A 16,966-nucleotide genomic window follows, 5' to 3' on the forward strand; every position below is an offset into this window, starting at 1 on the left:
TTTTTTGCCAACATGGCGCGACGCGGCGTTTTCGTCGAAGCGCTTTTCTTTTCAAGAATACCGGGAGGCTTCTCGATGACGTCCAACACTATTTTGCGCGCGGCACGGCGGACGTTCATCGCCGGCGCGGCGGCACTTCTTGTCAGCGCCGTCGCTGTCCCGTCCTTCGTGACGCCGGCATTTGCCGCGGATGGACCCGCTTCGGTCGCCGACCTGGCGGAAGGCCTGCTCGGCGCGGTGGTCAACATCTCGACCTCGCAGACGGTCAAGGGCACTGAAGGTCCGGGCGCGGTACCGATGCCGCAATTGCCCGAGGGGTCGCCCTTCCAGGATTTCTTCGACGATTTCTTCAAGAACCGCGGCGGCGACAAGGATAATAGCGGGCAGAAGGTGCAGTCGCTGGGCTCCGGCTTCGTCATCGATGCCGAGCAAGGCATCGTCGTCACCAACAACCATGTCATCGCCGACGCCGACGACATCGAGGTCAATTTCTCCGACGGCATCACCTTGAAGGCGACGCTGGTCGGCACCGACACCAAGACCGATGTCGCCGTGCTGAAGGTCGATCCGAAGGGCCACAAGCTGACAGCCGTGAAGTTCGGCGATTCCACCAAGATGCGCGTTGGCGACTGGGTGATGGCGATCGGCAATCCGTTCGGCCTCGGCGGCACGGTGACGGTCGGCATCGTCTCGGCCCGCAACCGAGACATCAATTCCGGCCCCTATGACGACTTCATCCAGACCGATGCCGCGATCAACCGCGGCAATTCCGGTGGACCGCTGTTCAACAGTGCGGGCGAGGTCATCGGTATCAACACAGCGATCATCTCGCCGTCCGGCGGCTCGATCGGCATCGGCTTCTCCATTCCCTCGCAGCTCGCCTCGGGCGTCGTCGACCAGTTGCGTCAGTTCGGCGAGACGCGGCGCGGCTGGCTCGGCGTGCGCATCCAGCCGGTGACCGACGACATCGCCGAGAGCCTCGGCATGGCGACCGCCAAGGGCGCGCTGGTTGCCGGCGTCATCAAGGGCGGTCCGGTCGACAATGGCACCATCCAGGCCGGCGACGTTATCATCAAGTTCGACGGCAAGGACATCCATGAAATGCGCGACCTGCCGCGCGTGGTCGCCGAAAGCCCGGTCGGCAAGGCGGTCGATGTGCTCATCGTGCGCAAAGGTGTCGAGCAAACCGTGAAAGTGACGCTTGGCCGGCTCGAGGATGGCGAGAAGCTCGCCAGCGGCGAGGACGGCAGCAACACCGACCAGGACAAGGGCGACAAGGCTCCAGCCGTTTCGACGGCTTCGGTGCTCGGCATGACCGTGGGCGAACTGAACGACGAGACGCGCAAGAAGTTCAGCATTGCCGCCGATGTTTCCGGCGTCGTCATCACCGACGTTACCAAGGACTCTGCCGCCGCCGAGCGCGGCATTCAGCCGGGCGAGGTTATCACTGAGATCGCACAGGAATCGGTTGCCACGCCCAAGGACGTCATGGACCGGATCGGCGCCTTGAAGGAACAGGGGCGCAAGAATGCGCTGCTGATGCTGGCATCGAAGACCGGCGAGCTCAGGTTCGTGACGATCCGGATGGACTGAGGTCCGGAAGATTCGGCAACACGACACTGACAGAAACAGGGCGGCTCTAAATCTTTGTTTTGACGCAATTCCGGACGGAAAACCGTTTCACACTTTTCCTGGAATTGCTCTAGCGAGCCGCCCTTTTTCTTGCCTGCCAGTCCTGACGCGACAGCCTGTAGAGGACATGCCGTTTGAGATGCGGATGGCTGTCGGGAATGCTGGGGTGGTCGAAATCGCCGGACGGATCTGCGGTCATGCCGAGGCGTTGCATGACGGCGGTGGAGCGGCGGTTGGCCACGACGGCGAATGACACGATTTCATCGAGGCCAAGCGTCTCGAAGCCGTAGGCCAGCCATGCTTCGGCTGCCTCGGTGACATAGCCCTTGCTCCAGAACTCAGGTGCCAGCCGCCAGCCGATCTCGACGGTGCCGGCCGGCAGCGATGGCACATGATCGGTGTCAAGGAGACCGATGAAGCCGATGCATTCACTGGTGGCGGTGATCTCGGCGGCGGCAAAACCGTATCCGTCCTCCGCGATCCAGGCCCGGAACTCGTCCATCTTGGCATCCGCCTCGGCGCGGTCGCGGCGGAACGGAAAGAACTCCATCACCTGTTCGTCGGAGTTGATGCGGTGGAACAGGTCGCGGTCGCGATCCTCCCAGTTGCGCAGGATCAGGCGCTCGGTACGCATTGTTTTCATTGCACAAACTCTTCCTGCCTGTAGCCCTGCACATAAAGCAATGCGGTCAGGTCGCCATGGTCGATGCGGATCTTTGCCTGTGCCGCGACCGTCGGTTTGGCGTGAAGCGCGATACCTGTGCCGGCCAGGCGGATCATGTCGAGATCATTGGCGCCGTCGCCGACGGCGATGGCGTCGGCGGGCGTCAGGCCGAGGCGCCGCGAAATTTCGATCAGTGCGTTGGCCTTGGCGGCGCGGCCGAGGATTGGCTCGCCGACCAGTCCGGTGAAGCGGCCGTTCTGTTCGAGCAGACTATTGGCGCGGTTCTCCTGGAAGCCGAGCATGGCCGCAATGCGCGTCGTGAAGACCTCGAATCCGCCGGACACGAGTGCCGTCCAGGCGCCGTTGGCGCGCATGGTCTGAACCAGAGCGCGGCCGCCCGAAGCTAGCGTCAGGCGCTTGGCGACGATGCGATCGACCACGGCGGCGTCGAGACCCTTGAGCAACGCCACCCTTTCGCGCAAGGCCGGTTCGAAGGCGATCTCGCCATTCATCGATCGCGCGGTAATCGTGGCAACCCGGTCCTTGACGCCGATCTCGTCGGCCAGCTCGTCGATGCATTCCTGGTCGATCATGGTCGAATCCATGTCGGCAATCAGGATTTTCTTGCGGCGGGTTTCGGCCGGCTGGACGATCACGTCGACCGCCTCGGTGGCGAGGGCCGTGCGCAAGGCGGCACTCGTATCGGCAGCGCCAGCTGCCTCAGGCAGGACGAGATCGCAGGCAATCCCTTCCGCCAGCCAGACAACAGCGCTTGCGCCGACCGACCGTGACGCCATATTCGCAAGCGACAGCGACAAAGCGCGCTCAGTGGGACGGGAAACAAGCGTGGCGACAAGCGGCATGGAACATTCCGGCGAACAGGCGGGCGAGGGCCGCGTGAAGAACGCGATCCTGATAGCCGGGCCGACCGCCAGCGGCAAGTCGGCGCTGGCGCTCGATCTGGCCGAGCGCAAGGGTGGCGTGATCGTGAACACCGATTCCATGCAGGGCTATTCGGTGCTCGACGTGTTGACCGCCCGGCCGGTGGCGGCCGATCTCGCCCGCGCACCGCATTTCCTCTACGGCCATGTCCATCCGGCCACAGCCTATTCCACCGGCGCCTGGCTGCGCGACGTGATGAAGCTGATCGACGACGGCACGCTCTCCGGCCGGCCCGTAATTTTTGTCGGCGGCACCGGGCTCTACTTTCGCGCGTTGGCCGAGGGCATTTCAGAAATGCCAGACATTCCGCAGCGGGTCCGGGACCGCTGGCGTTACGAGTTGAAGGAGCAGGGCGCCGTCAAGCTGCACGGCCTGCTGCTGCGTGGGGATTCGGCGACCGCCATGACGCTGAAGCCAACCGACAGCCAGCGCATCGTGCGGGCATTGGAGGTGCTCGACGCGTCGGGCCGTTCGATCCGGGAATGGCAGGCAGAACGTGGGCAGCCGCTCATCGACAGGGAGACCGCGCGTTTCTTCGTGATCGAGCCGGACCGGACGGCGCTGGTCGGCCGCATCGAAAAACGCTTCGACCAGATGCTGGACAAGGGCGCGCTGGACGAGGTCAAGCGGCTATCGGCGCTTGGCCTCGATCCCGAATTGCCGGCGATGAAAGCGATCGGCGTTCGCGAACTGCATGCCGCGATGGCCGGAGAGATTGGTTTTCCCGAGGCGATCGAACGCGCCAAGATCGCGACCAGGCAATATTCCAAGCGGCAGACGACCTGGTTCAGGCATCAGCTGGGGTCGGAATGGCTGAGATTGCGCCCCGGTGATGATCTGGAAACCACGATCTGATCGCTTGTTTCCATTGCAACCTGAAATGTTTACCTGCAAGGAAAGGTTCTCGTTGCGGTTGTCCAAGTTAACCCTCCGTAAGCCCGCCCATGCCATAAGGTCAGTGGGCACTTTTCCATTGGGGAGCAGATGCGTTTCCACAAGGCGGAATCAGCATTTTTCGTCTTTATCTTCGTGATCCTGGCCGCTGGCCTGGTGACGCTGCATGCCTATGGGCTTCTGCAATCCTTCGCCAACGAGCTGCATACGGCTTCGGGCCTGGACAAGGTCATCTATCTCAACAAGCTTTTGTTTGCGACCGGCGTGCTCCTGGCTACGGCGCTGTTCTTCGGCATTTTCTTCATCTATCCGCTGATCCGCAAACAGGCGACGGAAGAAGGCAAGCTGCGCGCCATGACGGTTTCGCTCAGCGCCCGCTCGGAAACGCTGGAGCATGCCGCCCTGACCGACGGCCTGACCGGCATGCAGAACCGGCGCTATTTCGATGATGCGCTGAAGGAGTATCTTGAGGAATTCAGGCGCATCGAAAAGCCCGTCGGGCTGATGATCCTCGATCTCGACCATTTCAAGCAGGTCAACGACACCCACGGCCATGACGTTGGCGACGAGGTGCTCAAGGCCGTCGCCAACTGTCTCAAGGACATGACACGCTACCACGACGTGGTGGCGCGATTGGGCGGCGAGGAGTTCGCCGTGGTCACGCCCAACATGGATGCCGAGCTTCTGGGCAAGTTTGCCGAACGCATCCGCAAGGCGATCGCCAACATGTCGGTGCTGTCAGGCAATGTCCGCCTCAAGATCACCACCAGCGTCGGGCTTGCCGTCTGGGACCGCAAGGAGACGGCGGAAGAGTTCTATCGCCGTGCCGATCGCCAACTCTACGAGGCGAAGAGGCAAGGCCGCAACCGCGTCTGCGCCTAAAATCCCATCACTGAATTCGTGAGGCTGGCCGGTTGGCGCCGTTTTCTGCGCTTCCGGTGCTCACGGGACTTAATGTCCGCTCCGGCTCTCGAAAACGACACCATGCGACTCAGCCTGACGAATTCCCTGACGGGATTTACCCAAGCGGTCCAGGCAGGGCGCAAGCTTGGCGCGGCTTCTCAATCAGCCGGCAGAACAACCAGGCTGCAAACTCAATCGTTTTGCGGGCGCAGGCCGAAGGTTGCGGGCTTGAGACCGTAGCGCATGTCGAAGTCGTCGTCTGATGGCGCGCGCGCGGCGGGGGGCTTGCGATAGTCGGGATCGCCCGCCTGGCGGCCTGAATCGACGACTTCCGCGAAGGCCATCGCCTGCTGCGTTGGTTTCGGCACGTTGCGCAGTCGTTCGACGATCGCCACCAGATCGACATCGTCACCAGCTTTCGAAGAGGCGGCCTCTTCGCGCTTGGCCGTGCCGGGAAGCAGGTGGCTCGGCAGTTTCTCGAACTTCAGCCGCATGGTCGTCGCCACGCCTTCGCCGAAGGCGATGGCTTCGCGCTGGCCCATGGAGGACAGGAAGGCAAGCGACGAGGCGGAGGAGTCGGCAATCGCAGATCGGATGATCGCCTGGTCCTGCTCATTGGCGAGCCGCATGGCGAAGAAGGTCGAGCATTGCGACAGAATGGTCGGGTCGAGTTCTCCAGGGCGCTGAGTGACGACGCCGAGATAGCAGCCATATTTGCGGCCTTCCTTGGCGATGCGCGACAGCGCATGCCTGGTCGGCGCGAAGCCGAGACGCGGGTCGGCCGGCATATAGCGGTGCGCTTCTTCGCACAAAAACAGCAGCTGCAGCTTGCCTTCGCTCCACAGAGCGAGGTCGAAGGCCAGGCGCGCCAGCACTGAGCAGACGGAATTGACCACTTCGGACGGCATGCCGGCCATCTCGAAGCAGGTTACCGGACGGCCATGATGCGGCACGCGGAAGATGTTGCCGATCGTCTCGTGAATGGTGTCCTCGATCAGGCGCGAGTTGAACATGAAGCGGTAGCGTGGGTCGGCGGCCGCCGATTCGATGCGCGTCTTCAGCGATCTGAGCGTCGGGCGATCGGTTTTGCTCTCGAGCATGCCCATGCGCTCGTCGATCTGCTTGAGGAGGTCGGCGATGCGGTAAGGCACCGGCGTATCGGCGGTCAGCGCATCGCTGCCGCGCCGCAGATAGGCGCCGGAATTCGGATTGCGGTAAAGGTTCTTGGCGGCTGGAATCAGGTCGCGCAAGGCATCGATTTCTTCGGGCTCGGTCTCGCGGCCCCGGAACAGCACCTCGGCGAATTCCTCCAGCGTGAACATCCAGAACGGAAGATCCAAGGTTTTGGAATCAACCCTGACGCAGTATTCGGGCAGCGACGCCGCGAACTCGTTGTGCGGGTCGAGGATCAGGATGCGCAGGTCGGGCCGCGCCGCGATCGATTTGCGCAAGAGCAGCGAGACGGCGGTGGATTTGCCGACGCCGGTGGTGCCGACAATGGCGAAGTGACGCGCCAGCGTATCGTCGATGGCGATGTTTGCGGCGATCGTCTCGTCCTGCGCGAGTGTGCCGATGGTGATCGAATGACGTCCGGCGAGATCGTAGACCGCCTGCAGGTCGCGGGTGCGGATGCGGTGCGCAACGGCGCCGATATGCGGATAGGTTGTGATGCCGCGATCGAAGACCGGTCTGGCGCCGGGCTCTGTACCGTCACGCACTTCACCGACCAGTTCGATGCTGACCTCGATCGCGTTCTGGCCCTCATTGCTCCAGGCGCGATCCGACTTGCCGATCTCGTAGACCAGGCCGACGGTTCGCGTGGATCCAAGATTGATGGAAATCATCTTGCCGACCGTCCACAGGCCGGTCACCGCGCCGTCGACATCATCCGCATAGGCGCTGATGGTAGCGCGCGCACCATCGCATTGCACGACATTGCCCAGAATGCGCCTGTCGTTCTGCTCGGCGTTGCGGCGTTCCTGCGATGTCGGTTCTCCAACGGAGGCTTCGCGTTCGACATACATGGACAGGCCAATCCCCATTTCCCCTGGAGTATCGACCCTACAGGAATGGGGTTAAGGCTGCATGAGGCCGTGTGGTGTAGAGAGGATTAAGGAGCCCGAGAAAATTGTCGCGAGACGGCTCTTTTCCCACGTCGATGTTTCGCTATAATGGACGTATGGATGATATAATGAACGACATTTCCTCGACCATCGGCCGAAGGATACACGCCGAAAGGATTATGCGGGACTGGTCTCTGGCCGAACTGGCGGAGCGTTCCGGGGTCTCGAAGGCGATGCTCAGCGCGACCGAGCGCGGCAAGACCAGCCCGACGGCGGCTCTGCTGGTGCGCATCGCATCGGCCTTCGGCATGACGCTGTCAACCTTGATAGCGCGCGCGGAGTTGCAGGGTGGCGGGCTGCTGCGCGAGGCCGACCAGCCGGTGTGGCGCGATCCCGATACCGGCTATGTCAGACGGCACCTTTCGCCTGCTTCCGACATGCCGCTCGAGTTGATCAGGGTGCAACTGCCGACGGGCGCCAAGGTCAGCTTCCCGGCGACCACCTACGCCTTCATCAAGCAGCAGATATGGCTGATTTCCGGGCGGCTCGAATTCACCGAGGGCGATGTGGTGCACGGGCTCGAACCAGGCGATTGCCTGGCGCTAGGGGCGCCGTCGGACTGCACCTTCCATGGCCTGGAGCCCGGCGCCGACTATCTCGTCGCGCTGATCAGGGGCTGACATCATGGCGAGAAGACCAAAGCGCTCCCACAATGGGGGCCGCCTCTCGATGAGTACAAGGGGCCGCCCTGGGGCAAGGGCGATCCCTACATCTTCCTTGCCTGGCAGGCCGCCCATGCCAAGGCGTGGAAGGCGCCGAGCCGCGAGGTCATGCTGCTGCGCATGGACAGAGCCGAGCGGCTTGGCCTGACCTATGAGGAGTACACGCTCGAGATTCTGGAGCGCGGGCGGCATCTCAGGGAAGAAGACACCGAACGCATCAGCGCCATCAAGGCGGCGCGAAAGCGACGCCGCGTGCGCCATCTGGACTGATGGAATGCGCCTGCATCTATCGCAAATCACAGGATATCATGCGCATGAACTCGATCGAGATCGAAACACTGACCCCGGCTGCCGGGACGCAGGACATGCTGGCCGAATTGCTGGTCGCAACGGTGGCGGCCGGCGGATCGGTGAGCTTCATGCATCCGTTGGCGCCGCAGGCAGCAAAGGCATTCTGGGAGAAATCGCTGGCCGCAGCGGAAAGAGGGGAGAGGACGGTGCTTGGCGCCTGGGACGGCGAGGTCCTGGTCGGCACCGTGACCTTGCTGCTCGACTCCCCGCCCAACCAGCCGCACCGGGCCGAAATCGCCAAGCTGATGACATCAGTCGATTATCGGGGCAGGGGCGTGGGAACGCGCTTGATGCGGGCCGCCGAAAGCCTTGCGGCGGAGAAGGGCCGCAAGCTGCTGGTTCTGGACACGGCGACCGAGGAGGGCGCTTCCGGCCTCTATGAGAGGTTGGGCTTCAAGCTGGCCGGCGAGATACCGGACTATGCCCTGAAGCCGCATGGCGGGCTGACCGGTACGCTGATCTACTGGAAGCGGATCGGGCCAATCTCGTAACCGGTCATGCCGGCGCGGAGAGGCGCGACAACAGCCACTGGCGGAAATCCTGCTCGGCGCCAGTCAGGCGCGCGGTCGACGCCTTGGTCAGAAAATGCCCCGATGTGCTGGAGAGTTCGAAATCGGAAAGCCTGACCAGCGTCTTGCTGTCGAGCGCCGCATCGACCAGCGGCCGTGAGCCCAAAAGCACGCCGGCGCCGGCCTTGGCCGCTTCCATGGCGGCAACGAAACTGTCGAAGCGATGCGATCGCCTGGGGTGGCCAGCCAGCCCGGCGGCGGCGAACCATTCCGCCCACATCTCGCGTGCACCGGCGACCAGAAGCAGCGGCAGGGAGGTCCAGTCCGCGTCGCCGGCGAGCGCCGGCGCCGCCACCGGCACGAGCCGCTCGGCGGTCAGCCTGTCGGCTTCGCGTCCGGGGAAGGATCCGTTGCCAAAACGGATGTCGAGCACGGAGCCCGGCAAGTCGTAGTCGGTCGGGCGATGGATCGTCACCAGATCAAGCTGGATGCGCGGCAGTGCCTTTGCCAGATCGGGCAGCGCCGGAACCAGCATCAGCAAGGCAAAGGAGATCGGTGCGCGGATCGAGACGGTCTGCACCGCGCGCGGCTCGAACAATTCCGCGGTGCTGCTGCCGATGGTGGCGAAGGCCGACTGGATGTGGGGCAGGTAGGCCGCACCCTCCGGTGACAGCGCGACGCCGCGCGCCAGCCGCGAAAACAAACGTGTCCTCAGCCGCTCCTCGAGAAACCGGATGTGCTGGCTGACGGCTGCCTGGGTGAGGCCAAGCTCGGCTGCCGCCGCGGTGAAATTCGACAGCCGCGCCGCGGCCTCGAAACTGCGCAGCCAGTCCAGAGGCGGCAAGGGTCGGGTTGTTTGAGACATTAGTGTATTATGGTCATTGGCCGAAAAATGATAATTTGAGTTATGCCTGTCGCGCGATCAACATGCAATCGGAACCCTGCGGATCGGGCCGCGGGGATGCAATGGACAGGAACGGATCTCCATGCTCACCCACGCGCTGATCGGCGACGAAGGCAGAACAGTCGAACTTGGCTGGAAGGATGGGACGCGCACCCGCTTCCACGCGATGTGGCTGCGCGACAATGCGCTGGACGACAAGACGCGCAGCGCCGGCAACGGCCAACGGCTCATCACCATCCTCGACATTCCCGCCGAGACCAGGATCGGCGCCGCGTCGATCAAGGGCGATGCCCTGGAAGTCAGCTTCGTGCCCGAGCAAAAAACGGTGAGTTTCCCGGCGGCATGGCTGAGCGCCAACACCTATGATCGCGGCGAGGCGCGCCGGCCCGGTTGGACAGGCGAGGACACCGTGCGATGGACCAAGGCCACCATGCAGAATTCGGTGCCGCGCGCCGGTTATTCTGCTGCCAGCGGCAACCAAGCCGTGTTGCGGCAATGGCTGTCGGCGGTGAAAGCCTATGGCTTCGCGGTGATGGACGATCTGCCGGCCGAATCCGGGGCGCTTTGCAAGGTGTCCGATCTGTTCGGCTACATTAGGGAGACCAATTACGGGCGCTGGTTCGAAGTGCGCGCGGAGGTCAATCCCAACAATCTCGCCTACACGAATCTCGGCCTCCAGGCGCACACCGACAATCCCTATCGCGACCCTGTGCCGACGTTGCAGATCCTGTCCTGCATCGAGAATACGGTTGAGGGTGGCGAGTCCAGTGTCGTCGACGGGTTTGCCGTCGCGGCCGCGTTGCAGGCTGAGAACCCCGAAGGCTTCCGGCTGTTGAGTTCATGCCCGGCGCGCTTCGAATATGCAGGCTCGTCGGGTGTACGGCTGCAGGCGAAGCGGCCCATGATTGAGCTCGGACCCGATGGCGAGCTGATCTGCATCCGCTTCAATAACCGCTCACTGGCGCCGACGGTCGATGTGCCGTTCGCCGACATGGAGGCTTACTACGCCGCCTATCGCCGGTTCGCCGAGCTGATCGAGGATCCGTCCTTCGAAGTGACGTTCAAGCTCGAAGCGGGGCAGGCTTTCATCGTCGACAACACACGCGTCATGCATGCGCGCAAGGCGTTTTCCGGCACCGGCAAACGCTGGTTGCAAGGTTGCTACGCCGACAAGGACGGACTGCTGTCGACGCTCGCGGCGATCGAGCACGGGTTCAAGGAGGCGGCGGAATGAGCGGCCAGGACCTGAACGCGGACACCATCGTCGAGTTCATCGCCGACATCTTTGAGCGCCGGGGCGCGGAATCCTATCTCGGCGAACCCGTCACCATGTCGGAGCACATGCTGCAGGGCGCCTGGTTCGCCGAAAAGGACGGCGCGCCCGACGAGCTGGTCGCGGCAGCGCTGCTGCACGACATTGGCCACTATACCAGCGAGTTCGGCACCTATTCGCCCGAGGATGTCGAGGACAAGCATCATGACGAGGCCGGCGGCGAGGTGCTGGCGCCGTTCTTTCCACCGGTCATCGTCGAATGCGTCAGGCTGCATGTCGCGGCCAAGCGCTATCTCTGCGCCACCGACCCGACCTATTTCGGCAGGCTCTCGCAGGCGTCGGTCCACACGTTGTCGCTGCAAGGCGGGCCGATGAGCGCCGAGGAGGTAGCCGAGTTCCGCAAGAACCCCTTCCATGAGGAAGCGGTCCGAGTCCGCATCTGGGATGAGAGCGGCAAGATCGCCAACATGAAGACGCGAACGTTTCGCGATTACGTGCCGCTGCTGCAGCGCGTTGTCAGCGACTTTCGCGATCGCGCCTGACGGCGGGCATGAGCCCGACACCTATTCATATGCATGCTGGAGGCGCGGCATTCGCCGCACCTCCCTTGGTGCTTTGTCCGGCTATCCCTTGTGGTGGACCTGCTGCAGCCCGTAGACCGGCGTCGCGATGCCTTCGTGCCGCGCCTTCAATTGCAGCGACAGGAATTGCGAATAGTGGCGCGACTGGTGCAAATTGCCACCATGGAACCACAGCGCTTCCTGTTGCGTCGGCTTCCACATGTTGCGCAACTCGCCTTCCCAGGGGCCTGGATCCTTGGTGGTGTCCGAGCCGAGGCCCCAGCATTTGCCAACCTTGTCGGCGGTTTCGCGGGATATCAGATCGGCGGCCCAGCCGTTCATCGAGCCGTAGCCGGTGGCGTAGACGATGAGGTCCGCAGGCAGTTCCGACCCGTCGCTGAGCAGGACCGAATGCTCCTTGATCTCCTTCACGTCCACGCTGCTCTTCAACTTGATCGAACCATCGATGACCAATTGCGAGGCGCCAACGTCGATATAATAGCCAGAGCCGCGCCTGAGGTACTTCATGAACAGGCCGGACTCGTCGTCGCCCCAGTCGAGCATGAAACCGGCCTTTTCCAGTCCCTTGTAGAATGCCGCGTCGCGTTTCTTCATCTCGGCATAGGCCGGGATCTGGAATTCGTGCAGGATCTTGTAGGGCAGCGAAGCAAAGATCAGGTCGGCCTTGGCCGTGGTGATGCCATTCTGCAGCGCCTGCTCCGAATAGAGCGAACCCAGTCCGATTTCCATTAACGTGTCGGATCTGGAGATGTGGGTGCTCGAGCGCTGCACCATGGTGACGTCTGCGCCGGCTTCCCAAAGTGCCGCGGCGATGTCATGGGCGGAGTTGTTGGATCCGATGACAACGGCCTTTTTGCCTGCATAGGCGTCGGGACCCGGATGCTTCGAGGAGTGGTGCTGGTCGCCCTTGAAGTTTTCCATGCCCTTGAATTTCGGCAGATTGGCCTTGCCGGACTGTCCGGTCGCCAGCACCAGCTGCTTGGGCCTCAGCGTGATGTCCTTGCCGTCGCGGTGGACGACGACGGTCCATTCCTTCTTCTCGTCGTCGTAGGAAGCGCTTTTGGCCTCGGTCGAGGACCAGTAATTCAGCTCCATCACCTTGGTGTACATTTCCAGCCAGTCGCCGATCTTGTCCTTGGGCGAGAAGACCGGCCAGTTCTTCGGGAAGTCGATATAGGGCAGATGGTCGTACCAGACAGGGTCATGCAGGCAGAGCGATTTGTAGCGCTTACGCCAGCTGTCGCCGGCCCGCTCGTTCTTCTCGATGATGATGGTCGGCACACCGAGTTGCCGCAGCCGCGCCCCAAGCGCGATGCCGCCCTGGCCGCCGCCGATGATGACCGTATAGGGCTGCGTCTTGAAGCCGAGCTCGGCGGCTTCCTTCTCGCGTTCTTCCTTCCATGTCAGGCGGTTCTTGCCTGAGCCATGTTTGGCGCCCATCGGCCGCGCGAAGCCCGCCGGCTCTTCATGGCCTTTCAGTTCGACCATGGTGGTCAGCAGCGTCCAGATCTTGCCGTCCTTGAGCCTGATATGACCGAAGCCGCGTGCCACCTCCGTCTCGAAGCTGATCCAGCCCTCGATCAACCCGCCGCTCTCGGTCGCGTCCTCGCCCTTGGCGATGGCAAAATGTGATGGCCTGGTCTTCGACAACTGGCTTTTCAGCATGTCGCGGACCTGGTCGCGGCCTTCCATGGTCTTGATGTTCCAGGTGAAGGTGACGAGGTCGCGCCAGTAGCAATCCTCCTGAAAGCAATCGACCGCTTTCTCGATGTCATTGGCGGCCAGGGCGGCGCCGAATTGGTCGAGCAGGTCGGACAGTTTCTTGTTAGGGGCCTTGTCGAGCATCAGGTTTCCTCCCGTCAAATCCAGATCGTCATGGTGGGCTCTGCCGGACGTGCCGGCTGGACGATCAAGTATCGGCAAAGATGGCGGCCCTCGTCACGCCCCACCATAGTTTCCAGCGGTTTCAACGACTTATCTTAAGAGCACGCTTCCGGACCCGGTTTGGGGGCGCACTTGCGGTGACGATGAAGTGATGCTCCGGCGCCGTGATGTCGGGAAGGATGCGGCGTCCGTCGCGCGATCGTGATGGCCATTTACCGTGCCATGAAGTGTCTTCAACGCCGGCGCGATTTTTCCCGTTGACAGGCTGCCTTTCCCGCCCTTAGTGTCCGCCACCATGAAAACGGCACTCATTCTCGTAGGAAAGCGCGTGGGCAAGGCGGTGTAACCGCCGGGCGAAAACCCCCCATGCGCAAAACACAGGCTCCCTCGGGGGCCTTTTTTATTGCCTGAAACACGACTAAACGACCAGCAACGCCCAAATGGCGACAGTACGGGACCAGACCGATGAGCAACGGACAGAACGAGCGGCGCGAAATGACGGGCGCCGAAATGGTGGTGCAGGCGCTGAAGGACAATGGCGTCAAGCATGTCTTCGGCTATCCGGGCGGCGCTGTCCTTCCGATCTATGACGAGATCTTCCAGCAGGACGAGGTCGAGCACATCCTGGTGCGTCACGAGCAGGGCGCCGGCCATGCGGCGGAAGGCTATGCGCGCTCGACCGGCAAGGCCGGCGTCATGCTGGTGACCTCCGGCCCCGGCGCCACCAACGCGGTGACGCCGCTGCAGGACGCGCTGATGGATTCGATCCCGTTGGTCTGCCTGACCGGGCAGGTGCCGACCTCGCTGATCGGCTCGGACGCGTTTCAGGAATGCGATACAGTCGGCATCACGCGCCCCTGCACCAAACACAATTGGCTGGTGAAGGACGTCAACGAGCTCGCCGCGACCATCCACGAGGCTTTCCATGTGGCGACCACCGGCCGCCCCGGTCCAGTCGTGGTCGACATCCCTAAGGACGTGCAGTTCGCCAAGGGATTCTACGTCCCGCCGCAAATCGCGCCGCGCACCAGCTACCAGCCCAAGGTCCAGGGCGACCTGGAGAAGATCAAGGCGGCGGTCGGACTGATGGCGGCTGCCCGGAAGCCGATCATCTATAGCGGCGGCGGCGTCATCAATTCCGGCCCGGAAGCAAGCCATCTGCTGCGCGAGCTGGTCGATCTCACCGGTTTCCCGATCACCTCGACGCTGATGGGCCTCGGTGCCTATCCGGCATCGGGCAAGAACTGGATGGGCATGCTGGGTATGCACGGCACCTATGAAGCCAACATGGCCATGCACGATTGCGACGTGATGATCTGCATCGGCGCGCGTTTCGACGACCGCATTACCGGGCGGCTGACCGCGTTCTCGCCGAACTCGAAGAAAATCCACATCGACATCGATCCGTCGTCGATCAACAAGAACGTCCACACCGAGGTGCCGATCATCGGCGATGTCGGCCGGGTGCTGGAGGATATGGTGCGGCTCTGGCGCGCGAGCGCCAAGGCCGACAAGAAGGCGCTCTACCCCTGGTGGGAGCAGATCGCCAAATGGCGTGCGCGCGACTCGCTCGCCTACAAGATGAACAACGACGTGATCATGCCGCAATACGCCATCGAGCGGCTCTACGCGCTGACCAAGGACATGGACACCTACATCACCACCGAGGTCGGCCAGCACCAGATGTGGGCGGCGCAGCACTATCATTTCGAGAAGCCGAACCGCTGGATGACGTCGGGCGGGCTGGGCACGATGGGCTACGGGCTGCCGGCGGCGCTCGGCGTGCAGATCGCGCATCCCGACGCGCTGGTCATCGACATTGCCGGCGACGCTTCGGTGCAGATGACGATGCAGGAGATGAGCGCTGCCGTGCAGCACGACGCGCCGATCAAGATCTTCATCCTCAACAACCAGTATATGGGCATGGTGCGGCAGTGGCAGCAACTGCTGCACGGCAACCGGCTGTCGCATTCCTACACCGAAGCGATGCCGGACTTCGTCAAGCTGGCCGAGGCCTATGGCGGCCACGGCATTCGCTGCGAAAAGCCGGACGAACTGGACGACGCGATCAAGGAGATGATCTCTGTCAGGAAGCCGGTGCTGTTCGATTGCCGCGTGGCGACCCTCGCCAACTGCTTCCCGATGATCCCGTCGGGCAAGGCGCACAACGAGATGCTGTTGCCCAACGAGGCGACCGACGAGGCGGTGGCCAACGCCATCGACGCCAAGGGCAGGGAACTGGTGTAGCCAGCAGATACGAGGCAGGGCTGTCGCGAGAAGCCGTGCGCAAACAGAGAATTAGCTCAAGAGCTTGAAATCGAGATTCATGTCATGAACGCACAGCTACAGCCGACCGGTTCCGCCTATTTCATCGCCAAGGAAACGGAAAAGCCGGAAAACCACACGCTCTCCGTGCTGGTCGACAACGAGCCGGGCGTGCTTGCCCGGGTCATCGGCCTGTTTTCCGGGCGCGGCTATAACATCGAAAGCCTGACCGTCTCCGAGACCGAGCATGAGAAGCACCTGTCGCGCATCACCATCGTGACGCGCGGCACGCCGCATGTGCTGGAGCAGATCAAGCATCAGCTCGAGCGCATCGTGCCGGTGCACCGCGTCGTCGACCTGACCGTGCGTTCGCATGAATCCGGCCAGGAGCGGCCGCTGGAGCGCGAACTGGCGCTGGTCAAGGTCGCTGGCACCGGCGAGGCCCGCGTCGAGGCGCTGCGGCTGGCCGACGCGTTCCGCGCCAGCGTCATCGATGCCAACACCGAGCATTTCATCTTCGAGATCACCGGCAAGGGCTCCAAGATCGACCAGTTCATCGCCATCATGAAGCCGCTCGGCCTGGTGGAAATCTGCCGCACCGGCGTGGCGGCGTTGAACCGCGGCCCACAGGCGATGTAGGGCTTCGGAGGCAAGCGCCGAACCGGCCTGGCGCCTTCAAAAAGGGGCTTCTGGCCCCGCTGTAGGCGGTCCGTGGCCTTTGCACGGTCGCCGAGAAGAGACAATCAATAATGCTGACTTACCAGGGAGGATATCATGTCGCTTGACGCATTCCTTGCCCTGCTCGTCTACGCCCTCGTGACCTCGATCACGCCGGGGCCGAACAATCTCATGCTTCTGGCATCGGGAGTGAATTTCGGCATCGTCAGATCGGTTCCGCACATGCTTGGCATCAGCATCGGTTTCCTGGTGCTGCTGGTGGCCGTGGGGCTTGGCCTTGGTGCGGTGCTGACGGCGTTCCCGGCGCTGCACACCGGATTGAAGATCGCCGGCGGCGCCTATCTGCTCTATCTTGCCTGGAAGATCGCCATGTCGCGTTCGCTCAGCGGCAAGGGCGAGGTGAAGGCGCGGCCGATGCGCTTCATCGATGCGGCGGCGTTCCAGTGGGTCAATCCCAAGGCATGGGTGATGGCGATCACCGCCATGGCCGTCTACACCAATCCGGAGCATCCGTTCCTGTCGGTGGTGTTGATCGCCGTGGCCTTCACCGTCGTCAATTTACCGAGCGTCTCGGTGTGGGCGGGTTTCGGCACTGCGCTGCGCGGTTTCCTGTCGGACCCGGTGCGGCTGAAATGGTTCAACATCGCCATGGGCGTACTGCTGGCGGCGACGCTTTGGCCGATGCTTAAATAGGGCGTGGG

Annotated in this window: 15 protein-coding genes and 1 pseudogene; 11 read left to right on the forward strand and 5 right to left on the reverse strand. The window is 62.8% G+C overall.

Annotation, left to right across the window (positions count from 1 at the left end; translation table 11 throughout):
- Positions 1-75 precede the first annotated feature (75 nt).
- A complete protein-coding gene (locus ASD12_RS06410; protein ID WP_056583105.1) occupies positions 76-1,593 on the forward strand; it encodes a DegQ family serine endoprotease in 1,518 nt (505 codons plus the stop codon).
- 109 nt (positions 1,594-1,702) lie between these two features.
- Here ASD12_RS06410 and ASD12_RS06415 read toward each other — a convergent pair whose 3' ends face one another.
- Both ASD12_RS06415 and serB read right to left on the reverse strand, forming a co-directional pair.
- Entirely contained in the window at positions 1,703-2,275 is a 573-nt protein-coding gene (locus ASD12_RS06415; RefSeq protein ID WP_056583035.1) for a GNAT family N-acetyltransferase, read from the reverse strand.
- On the reverse strand, positions 2,272-3,159 hold the full coding sequence (gene serB / locus ASD12_RS06420) for a phosphoserine phosphatase SerB (RefSeq protein WP_082525277.1): 888 nt from the start codon (positions 3,157-3,159) through the stop codon (positions 2,272-2,274). Before serB ends, ASD12_RS06415 begins: the two co-directional genes overlap by 4 nt.
- Here serB and miaA point away from each other — a divergent pair.
- The gene (gene miaA, locus ASD12_RS06425; RefSeq protein ID WP_056583037.1) at positions 3,158-4,093 is read left to right on the forward strand and encodes a tRNA (adenosine(37)-N6)-dimethylallyltransferase MiaA; all 936 of its coding nucleotides are present in this window, start codon (positions 3,158-3,160) and stop codon (positions 4,091-4,093) included. The genes serB and miaA overlap by 2 nt on opposite strands.
- 129 nt (positions 4,094-4,222) lie before the next feature.
- The gene (locus ASD12_RS06430; protein ID WP_056583040.1) at positions 4,223-5,014 is read left to right on the forward strand and encodes a GGDEF domain-containing protein; all 792 of its coding nucleotides are present in this window, start codon (positions 4,223-4,225) and stop codon (positions 5,012-5,014) included.
- 212 nt (positions 5,015-5,226) lie between these two features.
- Here the strand turns inward: ASD12_RS06430 and ASD12_RS06435 are convergent, their stop codons facing one another.
- Positions 5,227-7,059 (reverse strand): ATP-binding protein, encoded by a 1,833-nt coding sequence (locus ASD12_RS06435; protein WP_056583042.1) that lies wholly within the window; start codon positions 7,057-7,059, stop codon positions 5,227-5,229.
- Positions 7,060-7,214: 155 nt separating this feature from the next.
- Here ASD12_RS06435 and ASD12_RS06440 point away from each other — a divergent pair, with 155 nt between their 5' ends.
- The 3 genes and pseudogenes from ASD12_RS06440 (at position 7,215) to ASD12_RS06450 (ending at position 8,662) form a co-directional block, all read left to right on the forward strand.
- Positions 7,215-7,778, forward strand: coding sequence for an XRE family transcriptional regulator (locus tag ASD12_RS06440; RefSeq protein WP_056583044.1), 564 nt, complete (start codon positions 7,215-7,217; stop codon positions 7,776-7,778).
- 4 nt (positions 7,779-7,782) lie between these two features.
- Positions 7,783-8,090: pseudogene (locus ASD12_RS06445) on the forward strand (hypothetical protein).
- A 44-nt stretch (positions 8,091-8,134) separates the two neighbouring features.
- Positions 8,135-8,662, forward strand: a complete 528-nt coding sequence (locus tag ASD12_RS06450) for a GNAT family N-acetyltransferase (protein ID WP_056583109.1) — start codon at positions 8,135-8,137, stop codon at positions 8,660-8,662.
- A 4-nt stretch (positions 8,663-8,666) separates the two neighbouring features.
- On the opposite strand, the gene ASD12_RS06455 is transcribed toward ASD12_RS06450, so the two are convergent.
- Entirely contained in the window at positions 8,667-9,545 is an 879-nt protein-coding gene (locus tag ASD12_RS06455; protein WP_056583046.1) for a LysR family transcriptional regulator, read from the reverse strand.
- A 121-nt stretch (positions 9,546-9,666) separates the two neighbouring features.
- Here ASD12_RS06455 and ASD12_RS06460 point away from each other — a divergent pair, with 121 nt between their 5' ends.
- Both ASD12_RS06460 and ASD12_RS06465 read left to right on the forward strand, forming a co-directional pair.
- Positions 9,667-10,818 (forward strand): gamma-butyrobetaine dioxygenase, encoded by a 1,152-nt coding sequence (locus ASD12_RS06460; RefSeq protein ID WP_056583048.1) that lies wholly within the window; start codon positions 9,667-9,669, stop codon positions 10,816-10,818.
- Positions 10,815-11,399, forward strand: coding sequence for an HD domain-containing protein (locus ASD12_RS06465; protein WP_056583050.1), 585 nt, complete (start codon positions 10,815-10,817; stop codon positions 11,397-11,399). The genes ASD12_RS06460 and ASD12_RS06465 overlap by 4 nt, the downstream gene beginning before the upstream one ends.
- An 81-nt stretch (positions 11,400-11,480) precedes the next feature.
- Here the strand turns inward: ASD12_RS06465 and ASD12_RS06470 are convergent, their stop codons facing one another.
- Positions 11,481-13,283 (reverse strand): NAD(P)/FAD-dependent oxidoreductase, encoded by a 1,803-nt coding sequence (locus ASD12_RS06470; RefSeq protein ID WP_056583052.1) that lies wholly within the window; start codon positions 13,281-13,283, stop codon positions 11,481-11,483.
- A 504-nt stretch (positions 13,284-13,787) separates the two neighbouring features.
- Between ASD12_RS06470 and ASD12_RS06475 the strand changes: the two genes are divergently transcribed.
- From ASD12_RS06475 to ASD12_RS06485, 3 genes are all read left to right on the forward strand, one after another.
- A complete protein-coding gene (locus tag ASD12_RS06475; RefSeq protein WP_082525278.1) occupies positions 13,788-15,569 on the forward strand; it encodes an acetolactate synthase 3 large subunit in 1,782 nt (593 codons plus the stop codon).
- 84 nt (positions 15,570-15,653) lie between these two features.
- Positions 15,654-16,226: an acetolactate synthase small subunit gene (ilvN, locus tag ASD12_RS06480; protein ID WP_023757090.1), complete on the forward strand. Its 573-nt coding sequence runs from the start codon at positions 15,654-15,656 to the stop codon at positions 16,224-16,226.
- A gap of 135 nt (positions 16,227-16,361) precedes the next feature.
- Positions 16,362-16,958, forward strand: coding sequence for a LysE family translocator (locus tag ASD12_RS06485; RefSeq protein ID WP_056583054.1), 597 nt, complete (start codon positions 16,362-16,364; stop codon positions 16,956-16,958).
- Positions 16,959-16,966: the final 8 nt, after the last annotated feature.

Source organism: Mesorhizobium sp. Root102 (assembly GCF_001425625.1).
GTDB lineage: Bacteria > Pseudomonadota > Alphaproteobacteria > Rhizobiales > Rhizobiaceae > Mesorhizobium.